The organism is Actinomadura sp. NPDC000600 (genome assembly GCF_040492135.1).
Taxonomy (GTDB): domain Bacteria; phylum Actinomycetota; class Actinomycetes; order Streptosporangiales; family Streptosporangiaceae; genus Spirillospora.
Map to the genome: position 1 here is coordinate 1 of NZ_JBEUPD010000072.1, position 13,373 is coordinate 13,373.

At 74.0% G+C, this 13,373-nt stretch carries 11 protein-coding genes and 1 pseudogene; 5 read left to right on the forward strand and 7 right to left on the reverse strand.

Annotation, left to right across the window (positions count from 1 at the left end; all coding sequences use genetic code 11):
* From ABWI07_RS43050 to ABWI07_RS43065, 4 genes and pseudogenes are all read left to right on the forward strand, one after another.
* Window positions 1-553, forward strand: a pseudogene (locus ABWI07_RS43050) (hypothetical protein); the annotation flags it as partial.
* A 40-nt stretch (window positions 554-593) separates the two neighbouring features.
* Window positions 594-2,060, forward strand: coding sequence for an LCP family protein (locus tag ABWI07_RS43055; RefSeq protein ID WP_353822080.1), 1,467 nt, complete (start codon window positions 594-596; stop codon window positions 2,058-2,060).
* A 123-nt stretch (window positions 2,061-2,183) separates the two neighbouring features.
* Window positions 2,184-3,242, forward strand: a complete 1,059-nt coding sequence (locus ABWI07_RS43060; RefSeq protein WP_149258780.1) for an enolase C-terminal domain-like protein — start codon at window positions 2,184-2,186, stop codon at window positions 3,240-3,242.
* Complete coding sequence (locus ABWI07_RS43065) at window positions 3,239-3,805, forward strand: P-loop nucleotide/nucleoside kinase family protein (protein ID WP_353822081.1); 567 nt, start codon at window positions 3,239-3,241, stop codon at window positions 3,803-3,805. The genes ABWI07_RS43060 and ABWI07_RS43065 overlap by 4 nt, the downstream gene beginning before the upstream one ends.
* Before the next feature lie 81 nt (window positions 3,806-3,886).
* Here ABWI07_RS43065 and ABWI07_RS43070 read toward each other — a convergent pair whose 3' ends face one another.
* The 6 genes from ABWI07_RS43070 to ABWI07_RS43095 form a co-directional block, all read right to left on the reverse strand.
* Window positions 3,887-4,168 carry a hypothetical protein gene (locus ABWI07_RS43070; protein ID WP_353822082.1) on the reverse strand — a complete coding sequence of 94 codons (282 nt, stop codon included), beginning with the start codon at window positions 4,166-4,168 and terminating at the stop codon, window positions 3,887-3,889.
* Window positions 4,169-4,314: 146 nt separating this feature from the next.
* Window positions 4,315-5,526, reverse strand: a complete 1,212-nt coding sequence (locus tag ABWI07_RS43075) for an RDD family protein (protein ID WP_353822083.1) — start codon at window positions 5,524-5,526, stop codon at window positions 4,315-4,317.
* Between the two features lie 91 nt (window positions 5,527-5,617).
* Entirely contained in the window at window positions 5,618-6,772 is a 1,155-nt protein-coding gene (locus ABWI07_RS43080; RefSeq protein ID WP_353822084.1) for an acyl-CoA dehydrogenase family protein, read from the reverse strand.
* The gene (locus tag ABWI07_RS43085; protein ID WP_353822085.1) at window positions 6,769-8,730 is read right to left on the reverse strand and encodes an ATP-binding protein; all 1,962 of its coding nucleotides are present in this window, start codon (window positions 8,728-8,730) and stop codon (window positions 6,769-6,771) included. Before ABWI07_RS43085 ends, ABWI07_RS43080 begins: the two co-directional genes overlap by 4 nt.
* 10 nt (window positions 8,731-8,740) lie before the next feature.
* Window positions 8,741-10,273 (reverse strand): acyl-CoA carboxylase subunit beta, encoded by a 1,533-nt coding sequence (locus ABWI07_RS43090; protein WP_353822087.1) that lies wholly within the window; start codon window positions 10,271-10,273, stop codon window positions 8,741-8,743.
* Window positions 10,274-10,329: 56 nt separating this feature from the next.
* The gene (locus ABWI07_RS43095; RefSeq protein WP_353822086.1) at window positions 10,330-12,042 is read right to left on the reverse strand and encodes an acyclic terpene utilization AtuA family protein; all 1,713 of its coding nucleotides are present in this window, start codon (window positions 12,040-12,042) and stop codon (window positions 10,330-10,332) included.
* A gap of 102 nt (window positions 12,043-12,144) precedes the next feature.
* On the opposite strand from ABWI07_RS43095, the gene ABWI07_RS43100 reads away from it, so the two are divergent.
* Entirely contained in the window at window positions 12,145-12,753 is a 609-nt protein-coding gene (locus ABWI07_RS43100; protein WP_149258787.1) for a TetR/AcrR family transcriptional regulator, read from the forward strand.
* 18 nt (window positions 12,754-12,771) lie between these two features.
* On the opposite strand, the gene ABWI07_RS43105 is transcribed toward ABWI07_RS43100, so the two are convergent.
* Window positions 12,772-13,194, reverse strand: a complete 423-nt coding sequence (locus tag ABWI07_RS43105; RefSeq protein ID WP_149258788.1) for an SAM-dependent methyltransferase — start codon at window positions 13,192-13,194, stop codon at window positions 12,772-12,774.
* Between the last annotated feature and the right edge of the window lie 179 nt (window positions 13,195-13,373).

The following is a 13,373-nucleotide window of genomic DNA, read 5'->3' on the forward strand; positions in this document are numbered from 1 at the left end:
ACTGGCCGAGGCGCTGCTGATCGCCGCGGTGTCCCCGGCGCTGCCGGGCATCGCGCACCTGCGGGCCGGGCGCGTCCGGTCCGGGGCGGCGCTGCTGGCGTTCCAGGCGGTGGCGCTGACGGCGGCGGCCGCCGCCGCCGGGCACGGCCGGCCGCTGCTCTCGCAGGCGGCGGCGCGGCCCGGGTGGCTGGTGGCGCTGACGGCCGGCTGCGTGGCCGTCGCGGCGCTGTGGGCGGGGCTGATCGTCCACTCCTACGCCGTCCTGCTCCCGGACGGGCTGACGCCGCTGTGGCGGCTCGCGGGCGGCACCACGGTGTCGGTCCTGTGCCTGCTGGTGATCGTCCCGCCGCTGACGGCCGCCCACGCGGTGGCGCCCTGCCCGCTCGGTGACCGCCGCCCGCCCGGAGATCATCGGCCGCACGTTGATCATCCGTCCGGCCCCCCGGACGGCGACGGATTCACTATCCTGTCGATCTGCAACAAAGGCCACATCCGCTCGCATGCGATCGACTCTTACGCAACCTTTGCCCGGTTCGACGCGTCAATAATGTGAGCCGAGGCTTAATTCACCGTGGGTGGGAATCGGAGCGTACATGGGTCGGTCGCCGAGTGGGCGTGCCCCGGACAGGGACGATGAGGGTACCTCCGGCGGAGCCGGGGGTCTCCCCCGCGCGCTGGCGCTGACGCTCGCGTCCGCCCTGGTCTGGGGTGTCGCGCACTTCGTCACGGGACGCCGGATCGCCGGCGGGCTGCTGCTCGCCCTGTACGCCGCGATGCTCGCCGCGCTGGCGGGCGCCGCCACCGTGTACCGCTCCGACCTGGTCCACTACGCCGTCCAGCCCGCGGTGCTGCAGCGGGCCTCCGCCGCGATCGTCGCGCTCGGCCTGCTGTGGATCCTCGTCGTCGTCCGCTCCTACCTGCTGCTGCGCCCGGCGCGGCTCGCCGCAGGCGCCCGCACGCTCGGCGCGGCGGCCGTCGCGGTGATGTGCTTCGCCGTCGCGGTGCCGGTGGCGTGGTCGGCGCACAGCACCTACGTGTACCGGGACGCGCTGACCAGCATCTTCCGCACCGGCAGCGAGAACGGCAAGCCCGTCGACACCGAGGACCCCTTCAACGGGCAGTCCCGCGTCAACATCCTGCTGCTCGGCGGCGACTCCGCCGCCGACCGCACCGGCGTGCGCACCGACAGCGTGACCCTCGCCAGCGTCGACACCAAGACGGGCGACACGGTGCTGCTGAGCCTGCCGCGCAACCTGGAGAAGTTCCCGATGCCGCCCGGCCCGGCCCGCGACCGGTTCCCCTACGGCTTCACCGGCGACGGCCCGCAGAACCCGGGCCTGCTGAACGAGGTCTACGAGTACGCCGAGAACCACCCCGACGTGGTGCCCGGCGTCGCCAAGAACCGCCGCGGCCCCGAGCTGCTGAAGGCCACCGTGGCCGGCGTCCTCGGCCTGCGCGTCGACTACTACATCCTCGTCGACATGTTCGGCTTCGCCGACATCGTCGACGCCATGGGCGGCGTCAAGCTCAAGATCACCGAGCCGATCCCGTACGGGCTGCAGGGCGGCGTCCTGCAGCCCGGGTACCGGACGCTGAAGGGCAAGGAGGCCCTCTGGTACGGGCGGTCCCGCACCAACAGCAGCGACTACGTCCGGATGAGCCGGCAGAAGTGCCTGATGCGGGCGATCGCCGAGCAGGCCGACCCGCAGACGGTGCTCACCAGCTTCGACAAGCTCGCCGCGGCGGCCAAGCGGACGCTGTCGACCGACATCCCGCAGGAGCTGCTGCCCGCGCTGATGAAGCTGTCGAACCGGGTCAAGAACGGCGCGCAGATCAGGAGCCTGCAGTTCGTCCCGCCGCTGATCTTCTCCGGCAACCCGGACTTCCACAAGATCCGCGAGCTGGCGGCCGACGCCGTCAACAGCGACCCCCGGCAGGTCGGCGCCAAGCCGAGCGGCTCGCCGTCCGCCTCGCCCAGCGCGTCGCCGGACGAGCCGGACGGCGGCGAGTCGCCCAAGCCGAGCTCCAAGCCGGTGTCGCTGGAGAGCAGCTGCCCCTGACCGGCCGGCCCGGCCCGCGGCCCGCGCCGCCGCGGCGGCGGTCCTGACCCGTGTGGTTTGTCCTTCCTGGTCCGGGGAGGGGGGATCATTGAGGAAGAACCCCTACTTCGAAGGACTGGTGCGGTGCCTCGGATCCACGGCTGCGACGCCTTCCGCGTGCGGATGCCGCGCGGACGGCGGCCGGAGAGCGTCCTCGTCCGCCTCTCCGGCGGCGGCGCCGTCGGCTGGGGCGAGATGGCCGTCCCGGCCGGGGACGCGGACTCCGGCGCGGCGTGGGCGGACATCGAGACGCGGATGGGGCCGGCCCTCATCGGGCTCGACTGGGACCGTCCCGAGGACGTGTCCGCCGCCGCCGACCTCGGCGCGCGCGAGGCCGCGGCGGCCGTCGACACGGCCTGCTGGGACCTGTGGTGCCGGATGCGGGGGCTGCCGCTCGCGCACGCGCTCGGCGGCACCCGCACCTCCATCGTGACGGGCGCGCGGATCTCCCCCGAGCCGGCGCTCGACACGGTCACCGCGCGCGTCAACAAGGCCGTTGGAGCGGGCCACACCCGGGTCACGCTGGACATCAGGCCAGGGTGGGACATCGAGCCCGTCCGCGCGGTCCGGCAGGCGTACCCGGCGCTGGCGCTCGTCGCGGACGCCGGCCACGCCTACACCGAGTCGCCCGAGCACCTGGCCGTCCTGGAGGCGCTGGACGCCTACGGCCTGGCGGCGATCGAGCGCCCGTTCCCGGCGGGCGACCTGGCCGCGCACGCCCGGCTCCAGTTGCGGGTCGGCAGCGCCGTGGCGCCGGACGTGGGAGACCTGGAGACCCTCGACGCGGCCCTGGCGCTGGAGGCGGGCCGGGCCCTGCACCTGCGGCTCGACCGGCTCGGCGGGCTCACCGCGGCCCGCAGCGCCCACGACCTCGCGTACGCGGCGGGCTGGGACGTGTGGTGCAGCGGCTGCGGCGCGTTCGGCATCGGGCAGGCGGCCGCGGTCGCGCTCGCGGCGCTGCCGGGGTGCACGCTGCCCAGCGACGTGTCCGACCCGGCCGGAGGGCCGGTGTTCGTGACGCCGCCGGTGCGTTCGTCCGGCGGCGTCGTCGGGGTCCCGCTCACGCAGCCGGGGCTCGGCCACGAGGTCGACGAGGCGCGCATCGAGCGGCTGGCGACCCGCCGCATGCGCCTGTCGACGTGACGTCCGCCCCGGTCTGGGTGGTGGCGGGGCCGCCCGGCTCCGGGAAGACCACGGTCTCGGACCTGCTGCTGCGCCGGCTGCGGCCCGTACCGGCGCTGCTGGACAAGGACACGATGTTCGGGCCGTTCGTGGCGGCGACGCTCGCGGCGTTCGGCCGCGATCCCGGCGAGCGCGAGGGCGCCTGGTACGACGCGCACGTCAAGCCGCACGAGTACGCCGGGATGACCGCCACGGCGCGGGAGATCCGGTCGCACGGCTGCCCGGTGCTGCTGAGCGGACCGTTCACCGGTCAGATCCGGGACGCGGCGCGCTGGACGGAGTGGGTCGCGTCCCTGGGCGGACCGCCGGTGCACCTGGTCTGGATCAGGACGGACGCCGCGACCCTCCGGCGGCGCCTGGAGGAGCGGGGGTCGCCCCGCGACACCGGCAAGCTGGCGGCGTTCGACGCGTTCGCCGGCCGGATGCTGCCCGGGACGCCGCCTCCGGTGCCCCATACGGCCGTGGACAACCGGCTCGACGCCCCCGTGCCGCTGGAGGCGCAGTTGGACGCGCTGGCCGGATGACGCTCTGGCGGAGACCCCGCGGTCTCCGCCAGATGGCCGCCGCCCACCGGACGGACCGCCGGCCGGCAAGGCCGTCGCGCGTCAGCCGTTGATGTTGATGTTGATATTGGTGTTGGTGTTCTCGTCGCAGTCGTGGTGGTGGCCGTGGTGGTCGCCATGGTGGTCGCCATGGCCCCCCATCACCTGGGCGTACGAGGTGGCCGACGCGATGGCGTCCGGGCCGGTGGAGGCCGACGCCGTGGCGCTCAGGCCGGCGATCCCGGCCAGGGTCGCCCCGGAGGCGAGAACCACAACCGCGAGAAACCTCTTCATGATCATCCCTTTCGCTCCGGTATCCGGTGCTTGCGTCGCGATCCTTCCCACCTCCTCTCTTTCCGTAACGTAACGACTACTAACAGTGAGCAAAGGCGCCGGTGGGGGGATTCAGTGGGACTTGGGGCGTCCAGGAAGCGCCGCACGGCAGGGCGCCGGCGCCCCGGACCCGCCGGCCTCCGAGCCTGGGCGTCGCCTCAGTGCTCGGAGGGGTACTGCGGCGGCGGGGGCATGTACTGCTGCGGCGGCGGGTACTGCTGCGGCGGCGGCTCGTACGGGGCGGGCTGGGCGAACCGGCCGGGCTGTGCGTAGGGGTCGGGCTGGGCGTAGGGGTCGGGCTGGGCGTAGGGGTCGGGCTGGGCGTAGGGGTCGTAGGACGGTGCGGGCGGTGGGAGAGCGGGCTGCTCCGGCCGCGGGGGCAGCGCCTGGCGCCGGGCCGCCCGGCGCTCCTGGTAGGCGCTCCTGAGCCGGCCGCCGACGCGTTTGCCCGCCTCGCCCACCTGCTGCGCCCTCTCGCCCTGCATCGCGCCCTGCACGCGGGCGGCGGAGCGCCGGCCCAGGTCCTGCACCTGCCGGGCGCGCTCCGACTGCAGCGCGCGCTGCATCGATTCGGCCTGGGCGAGGCGGGCCGCGTTCTCCCGCACGGCCTGGCCCGCGACCTGGCCCGCCGCCTGGGTGCCGTCCCAGGCGATGACGGCGCCCTGCCGCGCGGCCGCGGCGGCGCGCCGGTAGCCGTCCGCGCGGACCAGGACCGTCCCCGCCAGCAGGTCGGCGAGGCCGCGGCGCCGGGCGCCGAGGAGCGTCGGCGCGCTGTTGGCGAGGAAGACCGCGACGGCCGCCAGCCACAGCACGAGGGAGAGGAAGAAGAGGCCGTGCAGAAGAAGGATCCACGCGGCGCAGTACAGGCCGGTGCCGCCCGCCGTCGTCGCCAGCGAGCGGCGCAGCGCCCTGGCCTTGGCGGACTTGACGGACTCGGCGGACCCGGCGTGCTCCACGCGCAGGTCGAGGACGGCCTTGCCGAGGGTCCGGCCGGCGAAGGCCTGCCCCGCGAACTGGTGGAGGAACTCGATCAGGATGAGCAGCAGCAGCGCCTGCTCGATGGCGCTGACGACCGTGTTCCAGAGCCCCATGCCGAAGTCCTCGGCGGCCTGCTGGACGTCGCCGCCCGTCAGCAGGAGCCCGCCCGCCGACGACAGCGCGTCGCCCCACAGCCCGTCGCCGAGCAGTCCGTTCAGCCGTCCCCACGTCATCATGCCGAGCAGGACCGCGGCGCCGATGAGGAGCCCGGTGTCGATGCCCCAGGCCGCCAGGCGGCGGCCGCGGGGGGCCGCGGCGGAGGGCGGCACCGGTGGCGGGGCGGGCGGCACGGGCTCGGCGGCGGGCGGCGGAACGGGCGGCGGACCGTACACGTGAGTCCCTCGGATGGCGGTCTTCTGTTTGATCAAGCGCGGGGAACGCCAGGAGTCTAGGCCGCCCGCTCCCCGCGCCGCCACCGCAATGTCAGTAGGACTTGGGGAGCCCCAGGGAGTGCTGCGCGACGAAGTTGAGGATCATCTCGCGGCTGACGGGGGCGATGCGCATGAGCCGGACGACCCCCGCCAGCATCCCGACGCCGTACTCGGTCGTGAGGCCGTTTCCGCCGTGGGTCTGGATGGCCTGGTCGACGCAGTGGATCGCGGCTTCGGCGGTGGCGTACTTGGCCATGTTCGCGGCCTCGCCCGCGCCCATGTCGTCGCCCTCGTCGTACAGCCAGGCGGCCTTCTGCCCCATCAGCCGGGCCAGCTCCAGCTCGATCTTGGCGGCGGCGAGCGGGTGCGCGAGGCCTTGGTGCGCGCCGATCGGCGTCCTGAACACCTGCCGCGTCCTGGCGTAGTCCGTCGCCTTGCCGAGGGCGAGCCGCCCGATCCCGGCGCCCATCGCCGCGGCCATGATGCGTTCGGGGTTGAGGCCGGCGAACAGCTGCAGCAGGCCGCCGTCCTCGTCGCCGACGAGGGCGTCGTAGGGCAGCCGGACGTCGTCGAGGTGGCAGATGAACTGCTTCTCCGGCGACACGATCTCCATGTCGATGGGGGTGAAGGTGAAGCCGGGCGTGCCGGTCGGGACGATGAACAGCGACGGCCGCAGGTTGCCCTTCTGGTCCTGCGTGCGGGAGACGAACAGCACCGCGTCCGACTCGTCCACGCCGGAGATGAACGTCTTCTGCCCGTTCAGCACCCACCCGTCGCCGTCGCGGCGCGCCGTGGTGGTGATGCGGTGCGAGTTGGAGCCGGCGTCCGGCTCGGTGATCGCGAACGCCATCTTCACCGAGCCGTCGGCGAAGCGCGGCAGCCAGTGCGCCTTCTGGCCGTCCGTGCCGGACCTGGCGATGATCGTCGCGCAGATCGCCGGGGACACGACCATCAGCAGCAGCGGGCAGCCCGCCGCGGCCAGCTCCTCGCACACGGCGGCGAGGTCGCCGATGCCGCCGCCCCCGCCGCCGTACTCCTCCGGCACGTTGACCCCGAGGTAGCCGAGCCGCCCGGCCTCGGCCCACAGCTCGTCGGTCTTCTGCCCGGCCTTGGCCTTCTCCACGTAATAGGAGGAGCCGTACTTGGCGCCCAGTTCGGCGACGGCCGCGCGCAGCGCCCTTCGCTCCTCGGTCTCGACGAAGCTCATTCGGGGGTCCCTTCGATGACGGCGAGCACGGCGCCGGACTCGACCTGCCGTCCCGCTGCGACGTTCAGTTCGGCGACCGTCCCGGCGGACGGCGCGGCGATGCGGTGCTCCATCTTCATCGCCTCCAGGACGACCAGGGTCTGCCCTTCGGCGACGGTCGCGCCCAGCTCGGTCTCGACGCGGACGACGGTGCCGGGCATGGGGGCCAGCAGGGAGCCCGGGGCGATCTGGCCGCTCGGGTCGGCGAAGCGCGGGACGGCGGCGAGCGTCACCGGGCCGAGGCGGGAGTCGACGTGCACCGCGTCCCCGGCGGTGGTGACGGTGAAGGTCTCGCGGAGGCCGTCGTGGTCGAGGACGACGCGCTCCGGCGCGGCGGCCACCAGCGACGTGCCGGGGCACAGCTCGGAGGCCAGGCCGTTCCCGTCCAGCCGGTAGTCGACGTCCACCGGGCCGCCGGGCCCTTCGAACGTCCTGCGCTGCGGCTGGGACCGCACGTTGCGCCAGCCGGACGGCAGCCCGCCGAGCACGGGGGCGCCCGCACGGTTCGCGGCGGCCTGGGCGAGCGCCGCGGCCAGCGCGCTGACGCGGACCGCCGCCTCGTCCGCGAGCTGCGCGGCCAGGGTGTCGAGGCCGATGCGGTCGAGGTAGCCGGTGTCGGTGTCGCCATCCAGGAACGCCGGCTCCCCCAGGACCCGGACGAGCAGGTCGCGGTTGGTGGTCAGGCCGTGGATGCGGGCGCCGCGCAGCGCGGCCGCCAGCCTGCGCGCGGCGGCGGCCCGGGACGGCGCCCACGCGATGACCTTGGCGAGCATCGGGTCGTAGTGCACGCCGACCTCGGACCCGCTCTCCACGCCGCTGTCGAGGCGCAGCCCGTGCCCCGCCGGCACGGCGAACTCGGCGTCCACGCCCGGCACCTCGAAGGTGTGCAGCGTGCCGCTGGCGGGCCGCCAGTCCCGCGCGGGGTCCTCGGCGTACAGGCGGACCTCGATGGCGTGGCCGCGCGGTTCCGGCGGCGCCTCCGGCAGGCGGGCGCCCTCGGCGACCTCGATCTGGAGCCGGACGAGGTCCACCCCGTACACGCATTCGGTGACCGGGTGCTCGACCTGGAGCCGGGTGTTGACCTCCAGGAAGTAGAAGCGGCCGTCGCGCGCGAGCATGAACTCGACCGTGCCGGCGCCGACGTACCCGATGGCGCGGGCCGCGTTCGCCGCCGCCTCGCACAGGCGCGCGCGCAGCTCGGGCCCGACCGCCGGGGACGGCGCCTCCTCGATGATCTTCTGGTGGCGGCGCTGGACCGAGCACTCGCGCTCGCCGAGCGTCCAGACGGTCCCGTGCGCGTCGGCGAGGACCTGCACCTCGATGTGGCGGGCGTTCACCAGCAGCGGCTCGCAGAACACGGTCGGGTCGCCGAAGGCCGACTCCGCCTCGCGCCGCGCCCCGGCGACCGCGTCCGGCAGCTCCTCGAGCGCGCGGACGACGCGCATGCCGCGCCCGCCGCCGCCCGCGGACGCCTTCACCAGCAGCGGGAGGTCCGGCTCGGCGACCTGCGCGGGGTCGAGCTCGGGCAGCACGGGGACGTCCGCGGCGGCCATCAGCTTCTTGGCCTCGATCTTGGACCCCATCGCGGCGATCGCCTCGGGCGGCGGGCCGATCCAGACCAGGCCGGCGTCGACGACGGCCCGCGCGAAGTCCGCGTTCTCCGACAGGAAGCCGTAGCCGGGGTGGACGGCGTCGGCCCCGGCGCGCCCCGCCACGTCGAGGAGCCGCTCCGCCGACAGGTACGTCTCCGCCGGGGACGCCCCGGGCAGCCGCCCGGCCGCGTCGGCCTCCCGGACGTGCGGCGCGCCGGCGTCGGGGTCGGAGTGGACGGCGACCGTCCCGATGCCGAGGTCCCGGCAGGCGCGCAGGACGCGGCGGGCGATCTCGCCGCGGTTGGCGACCAGCACTCTGTTGATCATTGTTCGACACTCACATCCGGAAGACGCCGAAGCCCTCGGCTCCGCGCACGGGCGCGTTGTGGACGACGGACAGGCACAGGCCGAGGACGGTCCGGGTGTCGCGCGGGTCGATCACCCCGTCGTCGTAGAGCCGCCCGGACAGGAAGAACGGCAGCGACTCGGCCTCGATCTGCGCCTCGACCATCTCCCGCATCGCGCGGTCCTGGTCCTCGTCGTAGGCCTGCCCGCGTGCCTGCGCCGCCTGCCGCGCCACGATCGACAGGACGCCCGCGAGCTGCTGCGGGCCCATCACCGCCGACTTGGCGCTCGGCCAGGCGAACAGGAACCGGGGGTCGTACGCGCGGCCGCACATGCCGTAGTTCCCCGCCCCGTACGAGGCGCCCATCACGATCGTGATGTGCGGGACCCTGCTGTTGGCCACCGCGTTGATCATCAGGGCGCCGTGCTTGATGATCCCGGCCTGCTCGTACTCCTTGCCGACCATGTAGCCGGTCGTGTTGTGCAGGAACAGCAGCGGGGTGTCGCTCTGGTTGGCGAGCTGGATGAACTGCGCCGCCTTCTGCGCCTCGTCCCCGAACAGGACGCCCTGCGCGTTGGCGAGGACCCCGATCGGGTAGCCGTGGACGCGCGTCCAGCCGGTGACCAGGCTCGTCCCGTACAGCGGCTTGAACTCCTCGAACCGCGACCCGTCGGCGACGCGCGCGATGACCTCGCGCGGATCGAAGGGGACCTTCAGGTCCTCCGGGACGATCCCGGCGAGCTCCTCGGCGTCGTACAGCGGCTCCTCGACCGGGCCGGGCGCGGGGCCGAGCTTGCGGTGGTTGAGGTTCCGGACGATCTGGCGCCCGAGGCGAAGCGCGTCCGCCTCGTCCGCCGCCATGTAGTCGGCGAGGCCGGAGGTGCGGGCGTGCATCTCGGCACCGCCGAGCTCCTCGTCGTCGGCCTCCTCGCCGGTCGCCATCTTCACCAGCGGCGGGCCGCCGAGGAACACCTTCGCGCGCTCCTTGACCATGACGACGTGGTCGCACATGCCCGGGATGTAGGCGCCGCCCGCCGTGGAGTTGCCGAACACGAGCGCGATGGTCGGGATGCCCGCGGCCGAGAGCCGGGTGAGGTCGCGGAACATGCGGCCGCCCGGGATGAAGATCTCCTTCTGCGTCGGCAGGTCCGCACCGCCCGACTCGACCAGGTTGATGACGGGCAGCCGGTTCTCCAGCGCGATGTCGGACGCCCGGAAGCTCTTCTTCACCGTCCACGGGTTGCTGGACCCGCCCCGCACCGTCGGGTCGTTCGCCACGATCATGCACTCGACGCCCTCGACGACGCCGATGCCCGTGACGACGCTCGCGCCCACCGGGAAGTCGCTGCCCCACGCGGCGAGGGGGCTCAGTTCGAGGAACGGCGAGTCGGGGTCGAGGAGCAGCTCGATGCGCTCGCGCGCCAGCAGCTTGCCCCGCTTGCGGTGGCGGGCGACGTACTTCTCACCGCCGCCCTCCAGCGCCTTGGCGTGCTCGGCGTCGAGGGCCGCCAGCTTCTCCAGCATGGCCGCGCGGCGCGCCCGGTACTCCGGGCTCCGCGCGTCCAGGGTGCTCTTGAAGGTCACAGGACTGCCTCCGGGATGTCGACGAGGCGGGACCGCAGCCACTCCCCCAGGGCCTTGCCCTGCGGGTCGAACCGGGTCGAGGCGGACACGCCCTCCTGCAGCAGCCCTTCGACGACGAAGTTCACCGCGCGGAGGTTGGGCAGCACGTGCCGGTGGACGGCGTGCTCCCGGGTCTCCGGCAGCAGCGCGCGGAACCGTTCGGTGGTCAGGAACGGCTCCAGCCAGCGCCACTGCGCATCGGTACGGGCCCACACGCCGATGTTGGCGTCACCGCCCTTGTCTCCGCTCCGCGCCCCGGCGGCACGGCCGAGCGGTGCGCGGACGGTGGCGCCCGGCGGGACGTCCCCGAGGGGCGGCGGCTCGGCGGGGGCCTCCGGTTCGCGCACGACGGGTGCGGCCGGGACGGCGACGCGGTCGCCCTCGTGCGTCACCGCGACGTGTCCGATCGCGTCGTTCGGGACGTACGCGGGGGTGTAGACGCCGTAGGGCGCGCCCTTGCCGGGCGGGGAGGTCATCGTGAAGCCCGGATAGCCGGCGAGCGCGAGCTCCACGACGGCGCCGCTGAACGCGCGGCCGACCTTCTCCGGATCCGGGTCCAGGACCGCGCAGCGGAGCAGGGCGGTGGCCTCCCCCTGCGTGGCCGGGTCCGGCCCGGGGGCGCCGATGAGCGTCCATTCGACGCGGGCCGGCCGCGCCTCCGCGAAGGCGTCCTCCAGCTGGGACTTCGCGAGCTCGGCCTTGGCGTCGACGTCCAGGCCGGTGAGGACGAAGGTCATCTCGTTGCGATGGCCGCCCAGGTGGTTCAGGCACACCTTGGTGGACGGCGGCGGCGGGACGCCCTGGACGCCGCTGATGCGCACCCGGTCGGGCCCGTCCTGCGCCAGCGCGATCGAGTCGAACCGCGTCGTCACGTCCGGGCCCGCGTAGGAGGGCCCGCCGATCTCGTACAGGAGCTGCGCGGTGACGGTCTCGACCGTCACCGCGCCGCCCGTCCCGTCGTGCTTGGTGATCACGCTGGAGCCGTCGGGGTGGATTTCGGCGACCGGGAAGCCCGGTGCCTTTACATTGTAGATTTCTTGGAAGAAGGCGTAGTTGCCGCCGGTCGCCTGCGCGCCGCACTCCAGCACGTGCCCGGCGACCGTCGCGCCCGCGAGCGCGTCCCAGTCGTCCCGCGCCCAGCCGAAGCGGGCCGCGGCCGGGCCCACGACCAGGGAAGCGTCGGTGACGCGTCCCGTCACCACCACGTCCGCGCCGGCCTTGAGGCACTCGACGATCCCCCAGGCGCCCAGGTAGGCGTTGGCGGTGAGCGGCTGCCCGTAGCGGGCGTCCGCCAGCCCGAGCTCCTTGGCCCGCGGCAGCAGGTCGTCGCCCTCCACATGGGCGATCCGCACGTCGATGCCCAGCCGGGAGGCCAGCTCGCGCAGCCGGTCCGCGAGCCCCCGCGGGTTGAGCCCGCCGGCGTTCGTGACGATCGTCGTGCCGCGCTCCGCCGCGAGCCCGAGGGACTCCTCCATCTGCCGCAGGAACGTCGAGGCGTACCCGGCGCCCGGGTCCTTCATCTTCCCGCGCCCGAGGATCAGCATCGTCAGCTCGGCGAGGTAGTCGCCGGTGAGGACGTCCAGCGGCCCGCCCTCCAGCATCTCCCGCACCGCGGAGAAGCGGTCGCCGTAGAAGCCCGAGGCGTTACCGACCCGCAACGGTTGGCTCATGGGCTGAACCCTGCCAGCCCGCCACTAAAAAATCAATCGCGCATGATTGTTTCTTCGCCTGATCGTTTGGTTCACTGGAGGGCCCACCGACCCGAGGACTCCATGACCGCCCAGGCACTCCCCCGCGAACCTCAGCAGGACCGCAGCCGCGCCACCCGGCGGCGCCTCCTGGAGGCCGCCATCGACTGCCTCGCCTCCGTGGGCTGGGCGGGCACGACGGTGGCGGTCGTCGCCGAGCGCGCGGGGGTCTCCCGGGGCGCCGCCCAGCACCACTTCCGCACCCGTGAGGAGCTGGTGACGGCGGCGGTCGAGTACGGCTCGGACGTGCGGATCGCGCAGATGCGCGAGCGCCTGGACGTGCTCGCCGACCGGCGGCCTTCCACGCTCGACGTCGTCGCGCTCCTCGGCGAGATGTACACCTCCCCGCTCTTCCGCGCCGCGCTCCAGCTATGGGTCGCGGCCAGTTCCGACGAGCAGCTGCGCGCCCAGGTCGTTCCCCTGGAGGCGCGGGTCGGACGGGAGGCGCACCGCCTCACCGTCGAAGCCCTCGGCGCGGACGAGTCGGTCCCCGGCGTCCGGGAGACGGTCCAGGCGACCCTCGACCTGGTCCGCGGCCTCGGCCTGGCGGATCTCCTCACCGACGACTCGGCCCGCCGCACCCGCCTGCTCCACCAGTGGGCCGCCACGCTCGACCGGGCGCTCGGCCGCTGACCGCGCCCCGCCCGGCGATCAGGGGGTGATCTCCCGCAGGGGGTCGCCTCCGTCGACGAAGAGCCGGCCGCCGGGAGCCAGCACCGCGGCGATGCGCCGCAGAGCGTGCCGGCCGGCCTCCGGATGGCGGCCGTCGAGCGCGCCCACCCGGACGGCGAAGACGAGGTCGAAGGGCGCCTCGCCCGCGTCGAGCGTGAAGTCCTCGATGGCGGCGCGGCGGACGCTCATCCGTCCCGCCGCGATCTCCTCGGCCGAGGCCGCCTCCGCCTGCGCGACCGCCTTGGCCGACCGGTCGATCGCGACGATGTGCCCGCCGTCGAGCCGGGCGGCGACGGCACGCGCTGCCGCCCCCGGCCCGCACCCGATCTCCAGGACCCGCATCCCGGGCGCGAGCGGCAGAGCGTCCACGACCTCGGCGAGACGCGGCGAAAGCGACGGCATGCACCGACCCTATGCCACCGATCCGGGGGTGGAGACGAAGCCGGCTCCTGCCGCAGCGGAAGCAGAACGTTCGGAAATGAGAAAGGCCCCGCCGTGATCGGCGGGGCCCTTTTCTAATATGTGTCCGGCGGCGTCCTACTCTCCCACACGGTCTCCCATGCAGTACCATCGGCGCTGAA

Bases quoted from the DNA above. Each gene is read 5' to 3' on its own strand.
- ABWI07_RS43095 (WP_353822086.1), bottom strand. From the start codon at position 12,042: ATGAGCCAACCGTTGCGGGTCGGTAACGCCTCGGGCTTCTACGGCGAC.
- ABWI07_RS43105 (WP_149258788.1), bottom strand. From the start codon at position 13,194: ATGCCGTCGCTTTCGCCGCGTCTCGCCGAGGTCGTGGACGCTCTGCCG.
- ABWI07_RS43090 (WP_353822087.1), bottom strand. From the start codon at position 10,273: ATGCTGGAGAAGCTGGCGGCCCTCGACGCCGAGCACGCCAAGGCGCTG.
- ABWI07_RS43080 (WP_353822084.1), bottom strand. From the start codon at position 6,772: ATGAGCTTCGTCGAGACCGAGGAGCGAAGGGCGCTGCGCGCGGCCGTC.
- ABWI07_RS43055 (WP_353822080.1), top strand. From the start codon at position 594: ATGGGTCGGTCGCCGAGTGGGCGTGCCCCGGACAGGGACGATGAGGGT.
- ABWI07_RS43085 (WP_353822085.1), bottom strand. From the start codon at position 8,730: ATGATCAACAGAGTGCTGGTCGCCAACCGCGGCGAGATCGCCCGCCGC.
- ABWI07_RS43100 (WP_149258787.1), top strand. From the start codon at position 12,145: ATGACCGCCCAGGCACTCCCCCGCGAACCTCAGCAGGACCGCAGCCGC.